The sequence below is a fragment of the Streptomyces vulcanius genome (assembly GCF_042653945.1).
In the GTDB taxonomy this organism is placed as follows: domain Bacteria; phylum Actinomycetota; class Actinomycetes; order Streptomycetales; family Streptomycetaceae; genus Streptomyces; species Streptomyces mangrovi.
On sequence record NZ_JBHSFK010000021.1, the window covers coordinates 90,910 to 112,034 of the forward strand.

The 21,125-nt window shown below is 68.5% G+C and carries 20 protein-coding genes and 3 pseudogenes; 10 read left to right on the forward strand and 13 right to left on the reverse strand.

The window, feature by feature from the left end; genetic code table 11:
• Positions 1-3: 3 nt before the first annotated feature.
• A complete protein-coding gene (gap, locus tag ACFPIH_RS29530) occupies positions 4-1,002 on the forward strand; it encodes a type I glyceraldehyde-3-phosphate dehydrogenase (protein WP_381178722.1) in 999 nt (332 codons plus the stop codon).
• 444 nt (positions 1,003-1,446) lie between these two features.
• Here gap and ACFPIH_RS29535 read toward each other — a convergent pair whose 3' ends face one another.
• From ACFPIH_RS29535 to ACFPIH_RS29545, 3 genes are all read right to left on the reverse strand, one after another.
• The gene (locus ACFPIH_RS29535; RefSeq protein ID WP_381178933.1) at positions 1,447-1,986 is read right to left on the reverse strand and encodes an AAA family ATPase; all 540 of its coding nucleotides are present in this window, start codon (positions 1,984-1,986) and stop codon (positions 1,447-1,449) included.
• A gap of 302 nt (positions 1,987-2,288) precedes the next feature.
• Positions 2,289-3,047: a metallophosphoesterase family protein gene (locus ACFPIH_RS29540; protein WP_381178719.1), complete on the reverse strand. Its 759-nt coding sequence runs from the start codon at positions 3,045-3,047 to the stop codon at positions 2,289-2,291.
• A 373-nt stretch (positions 3,048-3,420) separates the two neighbouring features.
• A complete protein-coding gene (locus ACFPIH_RS29545) occupies positions 3,421-3,630 on the reverse strand; it encodes a hypothetical protein (protein ID WP_381178716.1) in 210 nt (69 codons plus the stop codon).
• A gap of 169 nt (positions 3,631-3,799) precedes the next feature.
• Between ACFPIH_RS29545 and ACFPIH_RS29550 the strand changes: the two genes are divergently transcribed.
• The gene (locus ACFPIH_RS29550; protein WP_381178714.1) at positions 3,800-4,372 is read left to right on the forward strand and encodes a GNAT family N-acetyltransferase; all 573 of its coding nucleotides are present in this window, start codon (positions 3,800-3,802) and stop codon (positions 4,370-4,372) included.
• Here the strand turns inward: ACFPIH_RS29550 and ACFPIH_RS29555 are convergent.
• Positions 4,323-4,802, reverse strand: coding sequence for a hypothetical protein (locus tag ACFPIH_RS29555; protein ID WP_381178712.1), 480 nt, complete (start codon positions 4,800-4,802; stop codon positions 4,323-4,325). The genes ACFPIH_RS29550 and ACFPIH_RS29555 overlap by 50 nt on opposite strands.
• A gap of 312 nt (positions 4,803-5,114) precedes the next feature.
• On the opposite strand from ACFPIH_RS29555, the gene ACFPIH_RS29560 reads away from it, so the two are divergent.
• Positions 5,115-5,435 (forward strand): GYD domain-containing protein, encoded by a 321-nt coding sequence (locus tag ACFPIH_RS29560; RefSeq protein ID WP_381178709.1) that lies wholly within the window; start codon positions 5,115-5,117, stop codon positions 5,433-5,435.
• A 46-nt stretch (positions 5,436-5,481) separates the two neighbouring features.
• Here ACFPIH_RS29560 and ACFPIH_RS29565 read toward each other — a convergent pair whose 3' ends face one another.
• A complete protein-coding gene (locus ACFPIH_RS29565; RefSeq protein WP_381178707.1) occupies positions 5,482-6,411 on the reverse strand; it encodes a LysR family transcriptional regulator in 930 nt (309 codons plus the stop codon).
• Between the two features lie 124 nt (positions 6,412-6,535).
• Here ACFPIH_RS29565 and ACFPIH_RS29570 point away from each other — a divergent pair, with 124 nt between their 5' ends.
• Both ACFPIH_RS29570 and ACFPIH_RS29575 read left to right on the forward strand, forming a co-directional pair.
• A complete protein-coding gene (locus tag ACFPIH_RS29570) occupies positions 6,536-6,949 on the forward strand; it encodes a nuclear transport factor 2 family protein (protein WP_381178704.1) in 414 nt (137 codons plus the stop codon).
• A 14-nt stretch (positions 6,950-6,963) separates the two neighbouring features.
• Positions 6,964-7,557, forward strand: a complete 594-nt coding sequence (locus tag ACFPIH_RS29575) for a short chain dehydrogenase (protein WP_381178701.1) — start codon at positions 6,964-6,966, stop codon at positions 7,555-7,557.
• Between the two features lie 475 nt (positions 7,558-8,032).
• Here the strand turns inward: ACFPIH_RS29575 and ACFPIH_RS29580 are convergent, their stop codons facing one another.
• The 4 genes from ACFPIH_RS29580 to ACFPIH_RS29595 all read right to left on the reverse strand — a co-directional run bounded on the left by ACFPIH_RS29580 (position 8,033) and on the right by ACFPIH_RS29595 (position 11,554).
• Positions 8,033-8,521 carry a hypothetical protein gene (locus ACFPIH_RS29580; RefSeq protein WP_381178698.1) on the reverse strand — a complete coding sequence of 163 codons (489 nt, stop codon included), beginning with the start codon at positions 8,519-8,521 and terminating at the stop codon, positions 8,033-8,035.
• A gap of 490 nt (positions 8,522-9,011) precedes the next feature.
• A complete protein-coding gene (locus tag ACFPIH_RS29585) occupies positions 9,012-9,332 on the reverse strand; it encodes a hypothetical protein (RefSeq protein WP_381178695.1) in 321 nt (106 codons plus the stop codon).
• A 66-nt stretch (positions 9,333-9,398) separates the two neighbouring features.
• Positions 9,399-10,595 (reverse strand): IS110 family RNA-guided transposase, encoded by a 1,197-nt coding sequence (locus tag ACFPIH_RS29590; protein WP_381178692.1) that lies wholly within the window; start codon positions 10,593-10,595, stop codon positions 9,399-9,401.
• 215 nt (positions 10,596-10,810) lie between these two features.
• Positions 10,811-11,554, reverse strand: a complete 744-nt coding sequence (locus ACFPIH_RS29595; protein WP_381178690.1) for an SDR family oxidoreductase — start codon at positions 11,552-11,554, stop codon at positions 10,811-10,813.
• Positions 11,555-11,649: 95 nt separating this feature from the next.
• Between ACFPIH_RS29595 and ACFPIH_RS29600 the strand changes: the two genes are divergently transcribed.
• Positions 11,650-12,210 (forward strand): TetR/AcrR family transcriptional regulator, encoded by a 561-nt coding sequence (locus ACFPIH_RS29600; RefSeq protein WP_381178687.1) that lies wholly within the window; start codon positions 11,650-11,652, stop codon positions 12,208-12,210.
• Between the two features lie 256 nt (positions 12,211-12,466).
• Here ACFPIH_RS29600 and ACFPIH_RS29605 read toward each other — a convergent pair whose 3' ends face one another.
• Positions 12,467-13,615, reverse strand: coding sequence for a DUF4037 domain-containing protein (locus ACFPIH_RS29605; RefSeq protein WP_381178684.1), 1,149 nt, complete (start codon positions 13,613-13,615; stop codon positions 12,467-12,469).
• Between the two features lie 145 nt (positions 13,616-13,760).
• Here ACFPIH_RS29605 and ACFPIH_RS29610 point away from each other — a divergent pair, with 145 nt between their 5' ends.
• Positions 13,761-14,687: an aminoglycoside phosphotransferase family protein gene (locus tag ACFPIH_RS29610; RefSeq protein WP_381178681.1), complete on the forward strand. Its 927-nt coding sequence runs from the start codon at positions 13,761-13,763 to the stop codon at positions 14,685-14,687.
• Positions 14,688-15,427: 740 nt separating this feature from the next.
• On the opposite strand, the gene ACFPIH_RS29615 is transcribed toward ACFPIH_RS29610, so the two are convergent.
• Both ACFPIH_RS29615 and ACFPIH_RS29620 read right to left on the reverse strand, forming a co-directional pair.
• Positions 15,428-16,402 (reverse strand): phosphotransferase family protein, encoded by a 975-nt coding sequence (locus tag ACFPIH_RS29615; RefSeq protein ID WP_381178930.1) that lies wholly within the window; start codon positions 16,400-16,402, stop codon positions 15,428-15,430.
• A gap of 358 nt (positions 16,403-16,760) precedes the next feature.
• Positions 16,761-16,910: a hypothetical protein gene (locus ACFPIH_RS29620; RefSeq protein WP_381178678.1), complete on the reverse strand. Its 150-nt coding sequence runs from the start codon at positions 16,908-16,910 to the stop codon at positions 16,761-16,763.
• A gap of 417 nt (positions 16,911-17,327) precedes the next feature.
• Here ACFPIH_RS29620 and ACFPIH_RS29625 point away from each other — a divergent pair.
• The 3 genes and pseudogenes from ACFPIH_RS29625 to ACFPIH_RS29635 all read left to right on the forward strand — a co-directional run.
• Positions 17,328-17,960 (forward strand): annotated as a pseudogene (locus ACFPIH_RS29625) (amidase family protein); the annotation flags it as partial.
• Between the two features lie 117 nt (positions 17,961-18,077).
• Positions 18,078-18,640, forward strand: a pseudogene (locus ACFPIH_RS29630) (TetR/AcrR family transcriptional regulator).
• 1,062 nt (positions 18,641-19,702) lie between these two features.
• Complete coding sequence (locus tag ACFPIH_RS29635) at positions 19,703-20,425, forward strand: SMI1/KNR4 family protein (RefSeq protein WP_381178677.1); 723 nt, start codon at positions 19,703-19,705, stop codon at positions 20,423-20,425.
• Between the two features lie 72 nt (positions 20,426-20,497).
• Here ACFPIH_RS29635 and ACFPIH_RS29640 read toward each other — a convergent pair.
• Positions 20,498-20,737 (reverse strand): annotated as a pseudogene (locus ACFPIH_RS29640) (transposase); the annotation flags it as partial.
• Between the last annotated feature and the right edge of the window lie 388 nt (positions 20,738-21,125).

Here is a 21,125-nt window from a genome sequence, read left to right on the forward strand (position 1 = left end):
CTCATGACTCGCATCGCCATCAACGGATTCGGCCGCATCGGACGCAATGTGCTGCGCGCACTGCTGGAGCGCGACAGCGCCCTCGAGATCGTCGCCGTCAACGACCTGACGGAGCCCGCCACTCTCGCCCGGCTGCTCGCCTACGACAGCACGGCGGGCCGGCTCGGGCGTCCGGTGACTGTCGACGGTGACACCCTCGTCGTTGACGGCCGTCGGATCACGGTGCTGGCCGAGCGCGAACCGGCGCAGCTGCCGTGGGCCGAACTCGGTGTCGACATCGTCCTGGAAGCCACCGGCCGCTTCACCTCGGCCAAGGCCGCCCGCGCCCACCTCGACGCGGGCGCGAGGAAGGTACTCGTCAGCGCGCCGTCGGACGGCGCCGACGTCACGCTCGCGTTCGGGGTCAACACCGACGCCTACGACCCGGCCGTGCACACGGTCGTCTCGAACGCCTCCTGCACCACCAACGCGCTCGCGCCGCTGGCCGCGGTGCTCGATGAACTCGCCGGTATCGAACACGGGTTCATGACGACGGTGCACGCCTACACGCAGGAGCAGAACCTGCAGGACGGTCCGCACCGCGACGCCCGTCGCGCCCGGGCCGCCGGCGTCAACATCGTGCCGACCACGACCGGCGCCGCCAAGGCGATCGGCCTGGTGCTGCCGAACCTCAACGGCAAGCTGTCGGGCGACTCGATCCGCGTACCGGTGCCGGTGGGCTCGATCGTCGAACTCAACACGACCGTCGCCCGCGATGTGACGCGCGACGACGTGCTGGCGGCGTACCGCGCCGCAGCGGAGGGGCCGCTCGCCGGCATCCTCGAGTACTCGGAGGACCCGCTCGTGTCGTCCGACATCACGGGCAATCCCGCCTCGTCGATCTTCGACTCGGCCCTCACCCGCGTCGACGGCCGCCATGTCAAGGTGGTCGCGTGGTACGACAACGAGTGGGGCTTCTCGAACCGTGTGATCGACACGCTCGAGCTCCTCGCCACCCGCTGACCTGACGCCGGGGTGGTGCCCCCTCCGGCGACCGCACCGGCCAGCACTTCCTTTGGGCGCTCTGGTCGACCAGTCGGGCCAACCAGAGCGCTCAGTCACAGAAGCGGGTCCGCCCGGCTTCCGGAGGGTGCGGGAGCGCCACGCCCGGTCAAGGCACTCTTCGAGCGTTGACCCACGATGGCCTACGGCCACCCCTCACAGCCCGCGCCGCCCTTCGAATCTGGCGGCTATCAGACGGACCCGCCGCCCCCTGGTCAAGCCCACAGCCAAGTGGCGACGAAGAGCGGAGCTGGGGATTTCATTTTCAACGAGCCGCACCACAATCCGCATAGTCTCCCGACACGGAAGCTGGCCCTGCCCGCGCGTGCCCCGTAACCGGTTCGGCGATTGCTCCGCATCCAGGAGGAAACTCTTGCCGGCGGTCGAGCGGATACCCGGGCGTCCTCAGCGGTCGACCGGCGGCACCAGGTCCAGGCCGGTCTCGTGCATGATGCGGTCCACCGTTGCCTGAAGGGTGCTGCCGGCGTCGATGACGGTTTCGATCCCGCCGGCCAGTAGGTCCCGCTCGCGATACCAGTCGTGCAGGTGCTCGTCGGTGACCTGGGCCAGATACTCCACGGGCTTCGTCGCGTGCCGTGCCAGTGTCTCCTGCAGCGGCACGTCCAGGTAGTAGCAGTGTGTGAGGCCCCGGTGGTCACGCGCGAGGCCCTTGAGCATCGCGCCGAAACGGTCGGCGTACAAGATCCCCTCGACGACCGTATGGAACCCGGCGGACAGCGCGTAGCGGGCCGTCATGTCGATCAGGCCGATGTTGGCCGCGCCGGGCCGGTCGCGCTCACGCAGCACGACGCGGCGCAGGTTGTCCTGGCCGACCAGGGCCAGGTTGCGGCCGAACCGCTCGCGCAGGCCAGCCGCGACAGACGACTTGCCCGAGGCGCTGTTGCCACGCAGCACGACCAGCCGGGTTTCCTCAGTTCCCACCATCACGCGGGCACAGTACCGACGGACCCTGACAGCCGTGGCGATGTCGCGGCGGATGGCACAGCGGCCGCGAACCCGATGCCCAGGACCTGCCGAGACACCGCTTCCGGCGTACTTGTGAGCGTGTCGTCGACGACCTGGCCGGCCGTGGCGTCGGTTGTCTTGGCGTCGGTCACGTCGCGGGTCTGCGGATCGTGTCTTCGGCGGTGCGACGGGAGCCGTCGTCGTTGAGAGTCTGGCTGGTGACCACCGACGGTGCGCTGCCCGAGAGTTCCACTGCCCGCCGTCGTGGAAGGGGGCGGGGGTCACGGTCGGTCGCGTCCGTCTCGCGGAGCGAAGGCTGCGAGGGCGTCGGCATCGGTCGCGCGAGCGTGCAGGAAGTAGTCGGCCCACTCAGCGATTTCGGGATAGGAGCAGTCCTGGTTGAGCCGGGTGACTGCGGCGTCGACGTCGAAGTTCGTGGTGCGGAGTTCGACGCCCCGCCCCAGGAGAGCCCAGTGTGCTCCGGTTCGTCCGTAGGGCATGCCGACGCTGCCGGGGTTGATCACGAGTCGGCCGTGGGCGAGGCGGACGAACGGCATATGGGTGTGGCCACAGACCACGGTGCGGACGTCGGTGTCGAGTCCGTTGAAGACTTCGTTCCAACGGTCGAGGCGGGAGTCGACCAGGACGACCTCCTCGTCGTCACGAGGGGTGGCATGGCAGAACAGCACCTTCCCCAGACCGCTCACGGACAGGGAGAGTGATCGTGGCAAAGAGCCGAGAAGGTCGAGATGGTCCTCGCGGAGCTGTGCGGCTGCCCAGGGGGCGATCGGATCGGGGATCGTGTCGCGTTGCCCCCGGCGGTATTCGAGGAGTTCGCGGTCGGCGTTGCCGCTGATCCAGATGACGCGGTCACCGAGACTGGTCAGCAGGTCGAGGACTTGGGTCGGTTGCGGACCGGCGGTGATGTCGCCGGTGAGCACGATGTGATCGGCGGTGCTGACGTCTGGTTCGGCGAGTACCGCCTCCAAGGCAGGCAGGACTCCGTGAATGTCGGACAGGACGGCTACTCGGTTCAGCATGGTCACCACTGTGGGGCGAAGACAGCCGACCGGTGAGATTTTTCGCCTGCCGCGTAGCTCAGGGGCCGTTTCAGCGTGCGTGGTCGCCGGGCGCGTGGCTCCGACAAGGGGCGCCTGCGTCGGTCGCGATCGGGATGGTGCTACTGCCGTGGCAGCTGAGTGCCGGGGCGATGAGGGGCGGAGCCTGGACGCAGAGGGCCAGCCATGGTGATCTGCGCTGAGACACCCCGGCTGTTCGTGCGACCGTGGCGAAAGTGACGCGCTCGTTGGCCGCCGTCAGGTGCTGGAGTGCCGTCAGGACGCTGTGCCGTTTGCGCTGGCTGTCCGCCCTGCGGGCCCCGGCCAGGACCTGAGCGGGGTGTGCGGACCGCCGTCATGGAGCCGCCTTCCGGACGACGGACAGCGGCAGCAGCGGTCGCGTACTTCCGGATCCGACGTGCCGCAGGACGGACGCGGCTTCCTCGGCCTCCGCTCGTTCCTCATCCGGCAGGGCCATCAGGTCATCGCGCATCGAGGCCGCGACCTGCTGGTATGTGACGATCTGCTCGGTGAGGTTCCCGATCACGAAGTCGGCGACGTCCATCGCCTGGGCAGTCTCGGTACTCGTGGGCTTGCGGCGAGCTCGGTTTCGCGAACCGGTGAGCGGCGCGCAGGCTCGCCCGTTGCGCCGCTCCGTATGGGAACTGTCTGAACGCCCTGGGCGCAGCGGAAACCGGAGTGCGTTGAGGCGGTGTTCCCGGCAGGATGCGAGCATGGTCGCTGCCCCCTTGGACGTCCCGCTCTTGGCTGCTGGTGACAGGTTTGTGCTCCGCGCGTGGGAGATCGGAGATCTGCCTCTCGTCCGGGAGGCGTCGAGCGACGACTACATTCCGTTGATCACGACCGTTCCCTCGACGTACTCGCAGGCGGCGGGTGAAGCCTTTGTCCGGCGCCAGTGGGAGCGGGCGTCTTCTGGCGGCGGGTATCCATTCGTCATCGTGCGGATCGAGGACGGGCGTCCGCTGGGGATGGTCGGTCTCTGGCTGAGGGACCGGGACGAGGGACGAGCGTCGCTGGGGTATTGGCTTGCCGGGTCGGCCCGTGGCCAGGGGATTGCGGCGGAAGCCCTCCGGGCGGTTGTCCGTTGGGCCCTCGGTGACCTGCGGATTGCCCGTCTTCAGCTGTATGTCGAGCCATGGAATGCCGGGTCACAGCGGACGGCTGAGCATGTCGGCTTTCAGCGGGAGGGTCTGCTCCGCAGTTGGCAGCAGGTGGGCGAGGAGCGCCGAGACATGATCATGTATTCGATGCTGGGCGCTGATCTGTCCTCACCGGCAGCTGACTGACTTCGGCGGCGTAGGTGGCCCAGTCGCCTGCGGAGAGTCGCTGCCAGTCGACGGCGACGTCGGTGCCGATGCCGATGCCGATGCCGATGCCGAGGGTGCGGGCGAGTATCGCGGCGGGGATCGCGGTGGCGAGGTGGAAGAGAGCTGTGCTGCGGGCCTGGTTGGGGCGAAGCGGAGGTTGTTCAGCGGCTGCGTCAGCTGTGTGGTGCTGATCGGCCGCCCAGGCCGGCCGCCGGGGAAGAGCCATGGAGACGGCGCCAGGGCGCCAACGGTCGCCGTGCCCCTTGCGGTTCGCGGCGACAGCACGGGCAGCTGGCCATGGGCTCGGGCAGCTGAACGGGTGCGTAGCCGAGGTGGAGACGTATTTCTGAGCGCCGACCTCGACGTCCTCAGTGGTCAGTAGGACGTCGGGATCTTCTTGGTCGGTCACGATCGCGAGTCTGGTGACGGCCCCGTCGTTGTGACGGCCATCGGGCCGGAGATCACCGAAACGGGCGGCGGCGCATCACCGCAGTTGACGCCCGATGGGCGCGGCAACAAAGGCTGTGGAGATCGGCGACCAGACAGCACACCCCCTACGCCCGCTGCCTGGTGGCGGAGCTGCCCGGCAGGAACGACCGGCCGGTGACCGGCGGCCCGCCGCTGTCCGGGTGAAACAGTCCGTTGGGTGAGAGGCAGTCGACGTGACTGCGGGAAGGTCCTTTGCGCAGACCGGACAAGCGAATGGGCAAGGAGCGTCCCGATGCCGAAGTTCCTCATTCAGGCGACCTACACGGCCGAGGGCACCAAAGGACTGCTTGAGGAGGGCGCGCTTGGCCGCCGCGCCGCCGTCGACCAGGTCGTCACCGGCCTCGGCGGCACGGTCGAGGCCATGTACTTCGCCTTCGGTGAGGACGACATCGTCCTCATCCTCGACTTCCCGGACCCGGTCTCCATGGCCGCCGTAAGCCTCACCGTCAAGGCCAGCGGCGCCCTCCGCACCCGGGCCACCCCGCTCCTCACCCTCGACGAGATCGACGAAGCCGCCCGCCGACAGGTCGCCTTCCGCGCCCCTGGCGCGTAGCGGGACCAGCTCCTGAACTCGGGTACGTGATGTCGGCTTGGCTGGGTCAGCTGTCCGTGGTCGAGCCGGTGCCTGCGGGGCAGCCGTTCCCGCATACGGCACGGCAGCTGAGGATGAAGGCGTCGACGGCGTCGTCAACCAGCCGGGTGCGGGGCCAGGCGACCCCGATCCGGCTGGGACTGACGCCCGTCACGGGCCGGTAGACGACATCCGGGCGCTGGTAGAAGCGTGCGGTCGCCTCGGGAGTGAGGCTGATGCCCTGGCCGTGGGCGATCGCGTTGAGCCATTCATCCGGGTGGTGCGCGACCGCGCCGATACGCACGGGATGCCCCTCGCGCTCATCGGCCGCGAGCCAGAAGTCGCGCCACTCCCCCGACTCGGCGGGAGTCGCCACGAACGGTTCGTCGTACAGATCCTGGAACCGGATGCGCTCCTCCGCCGCGAGGCGATGCCCCGCGGGCAGGGCGATCCAGCGTGGCTCGGTCAGCAACACCTCGACATCGAGGTCGCTCCGCGCCGGCACCGGCAGGCGCAGCAGCGCCACGTCGGCCTGGCCGGTGGCCAGTCCGGCGGTGGGGTCGGTCCATTCGGTCTGCCGCATCCGGACCCGCCAGCCGGGGCGGCGCCGGGCGAAGTCGGCGATGATCAGCTGGGTGTGCTCATTGGCGGCGCTGGCGACGAAGCCGACCCGCAGCGTGCGGGCAGCCCGGGTCGTGGCGGCCCGGGTGACGCGCAGGGCACCCTCCCAGGCGGCCAGCACGCCGCCGGCGTGGGCGGCCAGAGCCTCACCGGCCTCGGTGGGGGCCATCCCGGCGCGGGAGCGGACGAACAGGACCACCCCCAGCTGGGCCTCCAACTGCCGGATCTGCTTCGTCAGCGCGGGCTGCGAGATGTAGAGACGCTCTGCGGCCCGCGTGAGGTTGCCTTCCTCGACCACCGCGGCGAAGTACCGCAGCAGACGAGTGTCGATATCCATGCCGTCAGGTTATGGACGCAGGTATTGGACGGCTACAGCGGGCCGGCGGAATCCTTGATCACGCGACCGGGACAACCCGGTACCGCATACTTCGGGGAGCATCCAGATAACGACGAGTGAAGCCGTGTCCGACCCCAAGGTCGAGGCCGTCCACCACTTCTTCTCCGCCTACGCCGCCAATGACGTCAAAGGGATGAGCGCGGTCCTTGCTCCGGGCATCGAGTGGAGCATCCCGGGCCACCACCCGCTGTCGGGCACCAAACACGGACTCGACGAAGTCGACCAGCTCGGCAAGGCGGGCTTCCAGGCCGAACCGATTTTTCTCGGCAGCAACGACGCCTACGTCGTCGACATCCACCGAGGCTGGACGACCCAGGGGCTGGGCCAGGTCGACACGATGTGGGCGCTGGTATGGCACTTCGACGCCGACGGCCTGGTCGACCAAGTCCTCAACCTGAGCGGCGATCAGCACCAGATGGACAACTACGTCTGGGCCAACTTCCCGCTGGCCCCCCTTCCCGCCCGCCTCGCCGTATGACGCAGGGAATCAGCATGAAGATCATCGTGATCGGGGCGACCGGCACCATCGGCCGCGCGGTCGCCGACGCGCTGGAGACCGAGCACGAGGTGATCCGGGCTGCGCGTGACGGCAGCACACGGGTGGACCTGGAAATACCGGCTTCCATCGGCGCCCTTTTCGACACCGTCGGCACGGTGGACGCGATCATCTGCTGCGCCGCAAGCGGTCAGCTGACTCCGCTCGCCTCCCCTTCCGACGACGAGTTCAGCCACGGTCTGAAAGGCAAACTGCTCGGGCAGGTGACCCTGCTCCGCCGGGCGCTGGATCACGTGCGGGACGGTGGGTCCGTCACCCTCACCAGCGGCACCTTTCGGGAGCCCACGCCAGGCGGCTCGTTCGGCGCTCTTGTCAATGCCGGACTGGAGGCGTTCGTCCGGGCGGCCGCCATCGAGATGCCCCGCGGGCTGAGAGTGAACGCCGTCAGCCCGGGGTGGGTGAAGGAGACACTTGAGAAGCTCGGCTTGGACAGCAGCGGCGGCACGCCGTTGAGCGACGTCGCTCGCGCCTACGTCGAAGTGGTCACAGGAGACATGCAGGGGCAGACCTTGACCCCTTCGCCCCGCTGACAGCCGGGGTGTCGGCAATCGACAGGGGACGTAGCCACGGACCCGGCTCGCTCACCACCCTCCGCCCCTCGGGTGCGGGCCATTGGGCCATCAGGCCATTCACGGCTCGTCGTCCTCGGGCTCGCATTCGCGAAGAAACCACAGGTCAAGGGTGTATTGCTCCGCGACCGGTGACTCCTCCCACGCACGACCGACTTCCTCAGCGGACATGGGCTGCCGGACGCCTCCCCGGATGTTCTGGTCGTAGTAGTCAGCCGCTGCCTGCCGTCCGGTCCACCCCGTGCCACGGAACGATAGTGACGTAGAAGGTGTCGCCCGCCTTCCTCATTGTCCGTTCCGTCGATGAGTCTGACCGGTGGAGCGGCTCATCGGCGCCGAGCACCGTTTTGCCGGGCCACGAGGGGAGAGGCCGTTCCGGGAACTGCTGGGCGTCGAGGATGTGGCGGGCGCTCGCTTCAGGCGAACAGGGCTGGCGTCACCACGCAAGGGTCAGCGAACCTCCGAGTGGCAGCGTGTGCCAGCGGTCGGCGTAGTCGTCGAACCGGGACACGATCCGGTCGACCACCGGGGGGATCTCCCCCACCGTCACATACGCCGGCAGCACCTGCGCGTGGCCGTGCCGCACCTCCCACACGGGTACGGCGATGCCCGCCAGTTGCTCCGACCTCGCCATGTCGGCCTTCGCCTGGGGGGACGACTTCACTCGCTTCGACTTGCGGTGCCGGGCGGCCTTGGCGCGCTCCGCGGGGTCGGCGGGCCAGAACAGGCCGTTGTCTCCGGCGGCCAGCCGCCCGTAGACCCCGAGCTTGATGCCCGCCTCCGCCTCGACAAGGAAGTGCACCAAGTCGTGCGGGAGATACGGATGCCCGCCCGGTCCATTGCGCGGGGCGAGCGCGGCACCGGTGTCGCGGTGCACGGCGATGTCGTAACTCGTACCGGGGCCTTTGGTGAAAACGACGCGCATTCCCGGCACGGTAGGTGACAGTCGGGGCCGCACGCACCTGGTTTTCAGACGCGCGCAGCATGACACGCGACCCGAGTTGCGCCAGTCGCGGCGCCTGAGGGAGACGCACCACCGCCGCGCCTTGGTGTCGCGGTGGCTGTTGGCCGGCGCGGAGGTCTTCTTCGCCTCGCCCGGCCAGACTTCGTCGGCGGTGACCAGGGCGAAGCCGATATCCACGAACGGGTCGCCATCGCGCCGAATCTCGGACCCTGCCCTTCTCAAAGCGGAAGAGGCCACAAGCTGAGCGCCAGGAAGCCGCGCCGACTACCCCATTCAGCGGGCCAAGGCTTGGGTCAAGTGCCTCTTTGGTCGGAGCGCAGGGTCAGACGAAGGACGTGTTCACGTCCTGGGAATCCCCGTACGGGCGATCACGTTCGGGGCATCGTTCGAGGCCGTCATGGGATCGGCCCCGCGCCGCTTGGACGTCCGGCGGACAGCGGAAGATACGTGGTCAACCAGATCGCTGGGCGCTTGGGCCGAGGTCGCGTCCGTCCAGAACTTCAATGTCGGTGATAGTGGTCCGGGAGGGATCCAAGCTCAGCCAGATGACGTCCATGCCATCGCGTTCGAGTTGGATCATCAAGGAACCCGACGAACCGGGCGGCGCAGTCAGCAGGTTGATGCAAGTTGCGGTACAGGTGCACGGGCCGTAGTAGGGCAGGTCAGCGACCACCTCGGCCAGCGGTTCACCCTCAGCACGCAGCAGTTCAGCGATCTCGGTAGCAAGCGCCGGGAACGCATCCGCCAGCCGTGGGTACAGCCCATCTGTCACCACGGCACCGTACATGTGACAGGCCATGAGAAGCACCAGAGGTTAAAGAACTTCCCAATGACGATGTCAAGTCGCTGTCGTGACGGTTGGTAGGGGCTCGTAGCACTCTCCGTCGCGGAGCATGGCCCACAAGACGTTGGCTCGTCGACGGGCCAGGGCGAGCAGGACCTGCTGGTGTCCCTTGCCCCCGTTCCGCTTGCGCCCATAGTAGGCCTGTGAGGCGGAGCAGGTTCTCAGGCTGGCCATAGCGGAGAGGCAGAGGGCCCGGAACAGGCCGCGGTGGTAGCGGCGTGGGCGGCGCATGTTGCCGCTGACACGGCCGGAGCCCCGCGGCACTGGTGAGAGGCCGGCGAAGGACGCCAGGCGGTCGGCCGTGCCGAAGACGTCCAGGTCGCCACCGGTGGCAGCGGTGAACTCGGCGCCGAGGAGGGTGCCCATGCCGGGCAGGCTGCGGATCACCGTCGCGTGCCGGTGCTCGTTGAACCGGGCTTCGATGAGCGCGTCGAGTTCGGCGATCTCCTGGTCGAGCGTCTGCACGCCCTTGGCGATGCGGGCGACCATGGTCGCCGCGAGGCTCCCTCCCGGCAGTGCGGTGTGCTGGGCCCTGGCCGCCTCGACAGCTGTTTCGGCGAGCGCGGCGGCGTTCTTCAACTTGCGGTTCTTCAGCCAGGTTCCGATGCGCCTGGCCCCGCTGCGGCGGATCGCGGCCGGCGTCTGGTAGCCGGTCAGCAGCATGACCGGACCCTTCTTGCTCAGGTTCAGTGTCCGCTCCAACGCGGGGAAGAACTCCAGTAGTTGGGCCCTCAGCCGGTTGGTCTGACGGGTGCGGTCGTTGACCAGGTCGAGGCGGCGGGCGGTCAGGGTGCGCAGGTCGACGGCTGTCTCGTCGCCGAGCCTCAGGAGACCGAGGTCCTGGCGCATGCGTGCCTGGTCGGCGATGACGAACGCGTCCTTCTCGTCGGTCTTCCCCTGGCCGCGGTAGGCCGTCGACGCTTGGTGCACGGCCAGGCCGGTGATGTAGACCATCGGCTGCTGGTGACCGAGCAGGAGGCCGATGAGCAGGGCGGCGCCGCCATGGTTGATGTCCACCGCCCACAGGGCGTCCTCGCACAGCGCGAGGACGTCGGCGATGAGCTCCAGCAGGACGGGTTCGTCGTTGGGGACCCGGCGTGAAAGGAGGCGTTCGCCTCGCTCGTCGACCACCACGCAGTGGTGGTGTTCCACACCGATCCCGCAGACGACCTCGCCGACGTTGTCCTGCACAGCGATCGAGTCGCGTATCCCAATGAGCGGTCGAGTCGTCGCGGGGCTCCGGGCGGCCAAGTTTCTTTGAGCCATCCAACGGCGACAAGCTCACAGCCATACCCGGAACCCTTGGATCCGCCGATCCTACGAATGACCAGCTCAGACCCCACTCTTGGAAGGTAGGACAAGCTCACTGCGTCTTTCTGATCTCACTTGACCGGTGACAGAAAGTGTCATGCCTGGACGGTGGGGCGAACGTTGATCTCGCCGATCTCGACGTCGCCGGGCTGCTCGATGGCGAAGGCCACCGCACGGGCAACTGCCGCCGGAGGGATACCCATCGCGTCCATGTTCTTGTATGTCTGCTCGCGGATTTGCGGGTCGGTCATGGAGTCGGCGAGATCGGTGCGGACGTATCCCGGCGAGATGGCTGTCGTGCGCACCACCCCGTCGGTGGACTCCCTGCGCAGCCCCTCGTGGACGGTGCGCACCGCGTTCTTGGTCGCGGCGTAGACAGCCATCGAGGGGGACACGCCGGACAGGCCCGCCACGGAGACGATACTCACAAGGTGGCCCGAGCCTTGCTCGCGGAAGGCGGGCAGCGCGGCGGCGACGCCGTTGAGCATGCCGCGAAGGTTGACATCGATCATGGCCGACCAACTCTCGGTGTCGAGGTCGGCCAACGGACTGATAGGGGCGATGCCGGCGTTGTTCACCAGTACATCGATACGGCCGTACTGGTCGAGGGTGGTGGAGACCAGGCGCTGCAGGTCCTCGGCCTTGGTGACGTCGACGACGCACGTGGCAGCACTGCCCCCCTCCTCCCGGATGTCCTGCGCTATGGCGTCGATGCGCTCGCTGCGGCGCGCTGCGAGGACGACCGCGGCGCCGCGCTGGGCGAGCAGACGGGCCGTGGCTTCGCCGATGCCGCCACTCGCTCCGGTGATGGCGACAATCTTGCCGTGAAGAGAGAGCACTACTGCCTCCAAGTAAAATGGACACGTGTCCGCTGCGTAGCCCACCCTACCGGACACGTGTCCACTTGTGGTGAGCGGAGCATCAGGAGAGGCCTATGAGCGCGCCAGCACGCCGCCCGGATGCGGCGCAGAACCGGACCCGCATCGTGGAGGCCGCCCGCGCAGCCCTCGCCGAGTCCAACCAAGTCCACCTCAACGAGATCGCCAAGCGCGCCGGTGTGGGACAGGGAACCCTCTACCGGAACTTTCCCAACCGCGAAGCGCTCCTCGCCGAGGTCTACCGGCGCGACGTCGAAGAACTCGTGACCGCCGCCTCCGCTCTGCTGGCGGAACACGAGCCCGCGGAAGCCTTGCGTCACTGGCTCGACCGAGTGATCGATTACGCCGAGATCAAGCGCGGCGTCCTGGCAGCGCTCGAGCCGTCGGCGTGGCAGGACCTTGTCGCCTACAGCCACAACCCCATCGAAGGCGCCCTCGGCCACCTGCTGGACGCCGGGAAAGCGGCAGGTTCTATCCGCGCAGACGTGGACGCTTACGGGGTACTCCTGCTCATCGCCTACCTCGGCCGACTGGACGGGGACGAGTGGGAATCAACGGCACGGCCTCTGATGAACGTCATCCTCGACGGTCTTTCCCGACAGGACGCGGACCGGTGAGGGCAGGGGGTGTCGTGGATCGGGAGAGGCATCTTCTGGTTTCCAGCCAAGGCCGGTCAGCGGCGGGGCGCGGCGTTCAAACTGGCCAGAATCGGCAGGCAGTTCGCGAAGGTGAAGTTACTGGGCCCTGCTGACTGATCATGGACGTGCCGAGGCCGGCAGGCATCCGTGGCCTGGAACTTCCCATGTTCAGGTGTCGGCCGGCGCCGGTTTCCTCGGCCAGCTGGGGTAGCGCCTATCCGGGCAAGGCGCCTGGTCATGAGGGTGATGAGGAAGTCGGTGGTGACCGTCGCCGCGACCTCTTCGTCCCGGGCCAGCGAGAGATCGCGGTAATCACGGTGCGGGTCATCTCGCAGTGCCCGAGGACGTCCGTGCTGTCGATGAACTGATCGGCCGCACCGATGACCGGCAGGGCCCTGATCGCCGGGTCGGTGATGTGGGCGGTCAGCGCGGCGGTGAAGCGCTCGGCGTGCAGGACCTGGAACGGCCGACTGTGGTAGGGCCGGGTGGTGGGGTCGACCGGGTCGGTGAGGGCGAGTTCGTTGTGCTTGGTCGCGATGGCCTCGTAGGCGCGGACCAGGTGCTGTTCGCGGCTGTGCCAGTCGGTGGCCGCGAGAACGGCGCTCAAGAGCGGAGCAAGATAGGGCGCTTGGGGAGTGCGGGCGAAGGCGGAGCCGAGCCATTTGCTGTAGGGCGGATAGCGGCGGTCCATCAGCAGGCAGAGTCGCATCAGATCGCGTACCAGGCGAGCGGCGACGACGGCGGATCCGAGCTCGTCACCCACTTCGCCGCACCTGCCGACGAAGGCTTCCTCCTGGGAGATGCGCTGCCACTGACAGGCGAGGACGTAGAGCCAGAGGTCGCGCGGATACCAGTGGAGGTTGGCTCGTGCCGTGGCGAGCTGACCGAGTCCGTCGTGGAAGACGGCGCCGGCCGTGACCTCGGCGAGGCGTTGGGTGGGCGTGGCCAGCCAGTCCGCCGAGGTGACGCCCTGGGATGGGTCGAAGCTCAGCAGCGCGGTGAACCAGGAGCTCGGGTCGGTGACCTCCACGCGGTGGTGGACCGGTCCGTCGGTGGCCCGCATAACGCGGATATCCCCATCTCCTGTCGGAGCGAAGTGAGTCGGATAACCGCAGAAGATCTTCGGCAGCCGCTCGGAAAGCAGCGTGGTGATCCGTGGACCGTGGACGGCCGCGTCCTGCGGCTTCAGGAAGACCTGCAGCCGCGGGCCCCATTCGTGGTCTGCGGATCGGGCGGTGTCGAATCCGAGCACCTCTGAGCCGCTGCCGAGATGGGCAGCAGAGTGCACGATCCCGCGAGCATTCTCGTCCAACAGGGGACGCACGGCTTGGACGTAGAAGCGCCGGGAGAGCTCTAGTCCGGGAATGAAGGGTGGTGTGACCATGCCGGGGACGTTGCCTGATCGGTGCGCGGGTAGTCGACCCGTTTTCGCACCTGCCAGGGGGCCTGTCTCGGTAGGAGCGGGCGTGGCGGTGGGCATTCCGGAGAGTCGGAGTCCACTCCGTCTGTCTCACGTACTGTGGGTTCGCATGACCGACTCCGAGATCGAGATCACCGCAGAGCTGGTACACGGTCTCCTCGAGGACCAGCATCCGGACCTTGCAGGGCTGGCCATCCGCGAAGTGGCGGGCGGCTGGGACAACCAAATGTGGCGTCTTGGGGATGAGTTGGCCGTGCGCATGCCGCGCACGGAACGTGCCCCGGATCTCCAGCGCAAGGAGCACCGGTGGCTGCCCGTCCTGGCCCCGCGCCTTCCGCTCCCGGTTCCGACCCCTGTGCGGGTCGGCGAACCGTCCGCGAGCTTCCCGAGGCTCTGGAGCATCATGACGTGGGTTCCCGGCGAGCCACTCGACTACACGTCGATCAGCCGCGGCGACCACGCGGCCGACACTCTGGCGGGCTTCCTCAGAGCGCTCCATGTGGAGGCGCCCGCCGAGGCTCCGACCGGTTCGGACCGCGGCGCTCACCCCAAGGAGTGCACGGACGGCTTCGAGAAGTTTCTGCAAGCAATTGGCCCTGGCGGCATTGGCGCCGACGTCCGGGCCGTTCGCGCCGTTTGGGACGATGCTGTTGCGGCCCCCGAGTGGGAGGGCCCGCCGGTATGGCTGCACGGTGACCTCCATCCCGCGAATGTCGTCGTCTCGGACGGGACGCTCTCGGGCGTGGTCGATTTCGGTGACATGTTCGCCGGCGATCCGGCGTGGGACCTCGCGGCCGCGTGGCTGCTCCTTCCCGCGGGCGCGGGCTCACGGTTCTTCGAGGTGTACGCGCATGCGGACGAGGCGACGATCCGGCGCGCCCGGGGGTTGGCTGCTCTGAAGAGCCTTTTCCTTATCCTTATGGGCCAGAACGGGGAGCGGGGCCTTCCTGGCGGCAAGCCGACTTGGGGACCCGCAGGCCGGGCGGCGCTCGATCGTGTTCTGACATCCAGCTCGGGCTGGCCCTCTCCCGCATAGGGAGTTTTGCGGATGGTGTCTGAGCCAGGAAACCGGGGCCGATCACCTCGCCACTGCACGGTGATCACCGCCTACCGCTATATCCCGTTCGGATACTCCAAGTGCCGCCAATTTGGTTTTCTCGCACCTGATGCGAGTCGCGCAGGGTGGTGAAGCGGTGGGGTTCAACGGGGCGGTATCGGGGTGACGAAGCTGCACCTGGTCGACGGAGTCGAGTGCTACGGCCGGAAGAGCAGGTCTTCGCGGCGAGCTGACCGGGTCCGCCAAGCAGTAGCTCGCGCGGAATCTGGCGCGGACGACGGTGGAAGGCATCCCGCCGGCTCTTTCCAGGTCGCCGGACGGGCCAGCCGTTCCGCCCCGACCGCCTGTCCGCACTCCTGAACGAGATCGGGGTCCCGGCCGCCGCCGCCCGCGGCGCCGCCATCCGGGCGGCGACTCCTCGAACCACCCGCCGCCGGCCTCACTAACGCTCTCGGCTACCGCGACAAGACCACCACCCGACTCCTCAACGAGACGGGCGGGGCATGGAGCCGCTACGCCCCCGGAGATCACGGAAGGCCACAGCCAAGCTCAGCGGCACCGACAACACACGACAGTTGACTGCGAGTCCCAACCCATAAACCCCGAGCCCGTTCGGGACAACGGCGTCGACATCCTCGCCTTCCGCCGGACCACACCGAGCCCAGTCGCAGCCAGCCTCAGCTGCTGCTAGCTGGCGACAAGTTGAGGCACCCGGGAATTCAGGCGTGGACCAGTTCCAGCGCCTGCTTCAGGTTGTGCTCGGCGATGCCCGCCATGGACGCCCGGTCGGGGAAGTCCCCGTCCAGCAGGCGCAGCGGACCCGCCGTCAGCGAGAGCCGCTGTGCGAGCATGTAGAGCGCGAGCCGGTCCTCGTCCAAGCCGTCCACCCCCAGCGGCCGGTAGGCGTCGTGTAGGCGGATCCGTAGAAACACGTGCTCCCACTCGACGTCGAAGTACATCAATCCCTCGATGTCGATCGCCACGGGGTTCCCGTCCGCGTCCACCAGCACATGGTCGGGCCCCAGTTCGCCGTGCACGACCGCGTACTCCGCGCGTGGCCGCACGGCCGCCGCCAGCCCCAGCAGCCGGTCCTCCAGCAGGTCCCGGGCGCCCGCGATCCGCGGATCGCGCGAGGCCGCCTCGGCAAGGTCCCGCAGCGCACGGTCGAGAACCACCCCCTCGCACGACGTACCGCGCGACGTTCCTCCTCCGTCGACCACGGCCACCTTGCCGTACGCCGGTGCCCTGTGGCCTCGCATCGCCTCCAGGGACTCCGCGAGCCGGGCCATGACCGGAGCTGCCGCGCGTCGGTCGCGCGCAAGGAGTTCTTCCAGGTTCTCCCCCTGGAGGTCCTCGACGATCGCGAGGTCGGCCGCGCAGTGGGCGCCGTCGCGGTCGACGAGGCGGATCGCCGGCACGCGGACGCCGAGCGCGTCCAGACGCGCGTGCGCGGCCTGGAAGAGGCCGAGCCCGAGGCCGGGCGAGAACGGGTCGGTGAGGTCGTCGTCGCCCTCGGCCGCCGGCCAGTAGTTCTCGGCGTCGTCCCACAGATAGGCGATCACCGTCGTCGCATCGTCCATCACCAGGCGGTACACGCCCTTCTTACTGCCGCCCGCGACCCGCTCGACCGCCTCCAGCCGCCGCCCGCCGCCCAGCGCGGCCCCCGCCGCACCCGCCAACTGCTCCCGCGTCACTGCCCTGGGTGCCACGTTCCCAACCGCCTCTCCACCACGACAACCCGCGAACCTTACGGGAGGCATCGACGTGGGGGCGATGGGTTTGTTCCGGATCCGAGCACTCGCTGGTCCAAGATCACTGGTGGTGGCCGCCGGACTGGGCTCCGCAATGCGTGAGCCCACCAGTGCCGAGGGCCGGTGACGGCTGCCGGGTGGTCATGTGGACGACGCGACTCCTTTGCTCTGGCTCTTGATCATCCGACGGAGGCTGGTGCGGACGGCCGTGAGTTCGTCTTCGAGCGCGGTCACGCGGTGTGCGAGGCCCGTCGGCCTCGGCGGTCCTGGCGCCGAGGAGTGCTTCCAACTCGGCTTTGTCCTACTCGCCGCCCAACCCTTCATCGATCACCCCGACGACGCCGAGAACACCGTGACCCGCCTTCTTCGGCAGGCACAGGAAACCGGCCTGGCGGGCGGCGGCATCGACGCGCGGACAGAGGCGATGAACCTCCTCGCCATGACGGACCACCTGACACCCCACCCGCCCCACGACGACAATGCCCCACGGCAGACTCCCCGCCGACCGACAGCCCCCGCGCCGCCAAGCAGCGTCCGTCGCCTCCTCGCGCGCTGTCCCAGTCGACCGACAGCCGCGCCGGCACACCGCCGATCTTCTGCCCGCCCTGCTCTGCGCGATCCGACTCGGCGTCGAACGGCAGGAGGCCACCGCCTACCTCACCGTCGGCAGCCTGCCTTGGTCGCCGAAACCACTCCCCCGAACTGCCAAGAGGTCCTGCCGCCATGCCCCGTTTCTCGCGCGATCACCCGATCAGGAACCCTGTGCCCAGGCCAGCCCCGTGATCGTCAAGATGGAGCTGTTGTGGGCGCGTCGAGCAGGCGATATGCGTCTCCGTAGGTGATCACTCGGCCGGCGGTGGGCGGTGGGCCGGGAGCGGACGCGGACCTGACCGGACTGCGCGTCGGAGTGCCCCGCAACTACTACTTCGATCACGTCCACCCACAGGTGGAGACCGCGGTCCGACGCGCCGTCGGCAGACTGGAAGAGCTCGGCGCACAGGTTGTCGAGGTCGGGATCCCGATGGCGCGGTACGTCCAGGCGACACAGTGGGGCCTGATGGTCCCCGAGGCCACCGCCTACCACGAACAGACGATGCGCACGGTCCCCGAGCTGTACGGGGCGGACGTCCGCGTCCTCCTCGAAGCCGGCGAGCTGATGCCTGCCGGGGACCATCTGCGTACCCAGCGCGCCCGGACGCTGATGCGGCAGGAGTGGGCGATTCTGCTGGAGCAGGTCGACGTGATCGCCTCCCCGACGGTCCCGACGCCCGCCGTACCGGTCGGACGGCAGGCGGTCACCTGGCCCGACGGCACGGAAGAGGGCGTCTCCGACGCCTACGTGCGGCTCGCGGCCCCCGCCAACATCACCGGCGTGCCCTCGCTGTCCGTGCCGGTCGGAGAGGACAGCGCGGGAATGCCGATCGGCATGCAGCTCCTCGGGCGTCCGCTCGGGAAGGCGGTACTCCTGCGGGTCGGGCACGCGTACGAGCAGACGGCGTAGCACTGCCCGCACCAACAGACGCGTGCAGAAGGCAGAGCGCTGCCCGCACCAGCAGACGGCGAGCAGAAGGCGTAGCGCTGCACGGCTAAAGCCAAGGATTCGCTGGCTCGCCGACAGATGGTGCGCCCCGGCGGGCGCAGTGCCCCGGTCCAGGAATCGGTCCACACCGCGGTACGCGAACTCAAGGCCGAACTGGGGCGGGACGTCCTGACAGTACCGCTCGTCGCCCAGCGCGCCGGAGTGACCCCGTCGACGATCTACCGCTGCTGGGGCGACCGGCGGGACCTTCTGTCGGACGTCGCCGTCGAGCGCCTGCGCCCCGAGACCGCGCCGCAGGAGTACGGCGACCTGCCGCCCGATCTGGCCGCCTGGGCCGAGCAGTTCCTGGACGAGATGGCCTCCCCCCACAGGCCGTGCCTACCTACGTGACGCCCTGCTCGGCGACCCCGACGGCAGCAAAGCCGGCCGGTGTTCGGATTACGTCGCCGAGCAGATCGGCGCATCATCCTCGGGTGCGCTGCCGACGTCGGGGAGGACGCTCCCGACGTCGAGACGGTCGTCGACGCATCGTCGCTCCCCTGATGTACCGCATCCTCTTCCACCTAGACGGACTCGACACCGACACCGCCTACGCCCGCGACCTGGTGGCCGGCCTCCCCGGCACCACGACCCGCCGGTGACCAGCGTCCCGCCGGCGTCCGGGTGAATCCGGCCGTGCGGTGAGCGGCAGCCGACGGGCCTGCGGGAAGGCCCTTGCGCAGACCGGAGCCCCTGATGCGGTCGCCGTCGATGGACAGGCCGTGGCTGCGTCGGCCGTGGAGCGCGCCGCGCAAGGAGGCGGTGCGCGCCTCGTGCGAATCTTCGGGCGGTAAGACTGCCGGTAACGGTCGAAATCGGCAGTGGTGGTGCCGATGGCTGATGACCACAGCCACACAGGCCCGGTGCGCAGCCGACGGCGGGCCGCAGTTCAGCGCGTCGTAGAGCACGCCGTGGCTACGCCGACGCTCGGGCGTGAGAGTCAGATCGACCAGCGACCTCATCGGCCCCCCGTAGGCCCCCAACAGCGCGTCGGTCAGCTCGAACAGCACGTCCGCCCGGGCGGTGAGGCAGTCGTAGAAGCCCTCCCCGGAAGTCCGACCAGGCCGACCCAGGCCGACCAGGACTCGCCGCGGGCCGCGCGCCTTGGATGAGCCGCGTGAGCGGTCAGTCAGCAGCGAGGGTCTCGGAGAGACTCACCGCGGAACATCCGAGTATCCCTGTCAACACACGCTGCTGGCGCTCCGTCAGAGAGGCGACGAAGACGGCTGCGTCAGCATCGCCCCCTTCACACAACGCGGCTACCTCACGGACCTTTCCGTAGCTCAGCAGAGTCCGCGAGGAATACGGCAAGGACATCTTCTTGGCTCCGCCGTCCGAGACGCCACGCCGCTGCACGATCCGCCCGACGACCCGGGCACCGCGCGCCGTAAGTTCAGCTGCCGCCCAATCCATGAGCGCAACGAAGCCTGGCGCTCGGCAGGAGCCGGTGCCACGCGGCGAGCTGGACGCCGGTCTCGCCGTCGGAGCTGATACATCGCCCACAGGCTAAACGCCCCGCCGCCTGCAGGGTACGGGTTATCTCACTGGCCGAGGTCAGAGACATCTCATGTCGCTGGCGGGTCAAGTTGAGCTGGTTGGCCGGCCCCGGCTGAGGGTTGCTCCCGCTCGCTTGCCCGTATGGGCGGGGCGGTAGCGTCCTGGGCATGCTGGAGGGTCCTGATGTGTCGGTGGCGCTGGGAGACGGGGTAACCAATCACTCGCAAGCGTGGGACTTTGTGCGCTGGTTCAGTGGTGAGTGGATCGGTCGTCCTCTGCGGCCCGAGGACGGTTGCGCTACGGACGAGTTGATAGCCGCGGAGAACGGTCTTGGCTTCGAACTCCCCGCCGCCTTGCGAGAGGGATACGCGCTCTTGGGCCGACGAGACGACCTGACCCGACAGCAGGACCCCTTGGTTCCGCCGGGCGGCCTCTATGTCGACGACGCCCTTGGCGGCGTCCTGGTCTTCCGCCGCGAGAACCAGGACTGTGCGGCATGGGCGATTCCCCTCACCCAGATCGAGCAGGACGACCCGCCGGTCGTGGTGGAGTCACACCAGGGTTGGATTCCGTTCCTCGATCGGATGTCCCTGGCATGGGTCGAGCTGGTCCTGAGCGAATCGCTCTTCGCAGTCGGCACCCTGTACGACGCTTGCGAGCTGCCAGACTCGCTGGTGCCTGACCTCCAGGCTCGCTACGCCCGCATCGCCCTGCCCGACCACCCGATGTGGGCGAGCGAAGGGGACTCACCCGTGCGCTGGTATGCGTCCCCGGGCCGCTTGCTGCGCCGGGACGGTTTGCAGGATCACTGCTGGATCCATGCACGCGGTCACGCAGTCTCCGATCTTGAGATCATCCGCGCAGACCTCCCCGGCCCTTGGGTCGGCTGACCTTCTGACGCGGCTCCCGTTGTTGAACAAGTTCCTCAGTGCTGATGTGCGGCGCTCTCCGCTGGCTCGTCACCGGTCGTAGTGAACGCGGGGCGCCTCACTGCGCAAGGCGGCGGCCCACATGTATCCGGCAGCCGCCAGTCGCTGGTTCTTGACTGTCCGAGCAACGACGACGCGACTGCGGCCCGATGCTCGCGTCACGGGAGCCGCGCCGGCGTACGCCTTCATCGCCCCGGCGTCCGCGAAACGTTCGCGATCGTCGCCGAGTCCGGCGAGGACCCGTGCCCCGGACAGTACGGACAGGCCCGGGAAACCAGGGTCTGTTGCGAAAGTGGATCTTGATTGTGGATGGTCATGTGCTGTGGCGCGTGGAGACCTGTCGGATGCGCAGTGGTCACGGCCGGAGCCGCTGCTGCCGCGCGGGAAAAGGCTGGGCGGCCGCCGATCCGGACCAGGCGGCAGCTGATCGACGGCATACGGTGGCGTACCCGGAGTGGCCACCTCTCGGTGGCGTTTCAGCCGGTTGATGCCGTTGATGCCGCACTCCACAGCATGGCGTTGTTTGCAGTCGTTCTTGTCGAACGTCTGTGTAGGTAGGAGCGGTTGGTGCGTGAGCCGTAGGCTTTGTCGGCGCGGGCCTTGTCCGGCTTGGTGCGGGGCCGGCCCTGACTGGTGCGGGGAACCCGAATTTTCTCGAGCA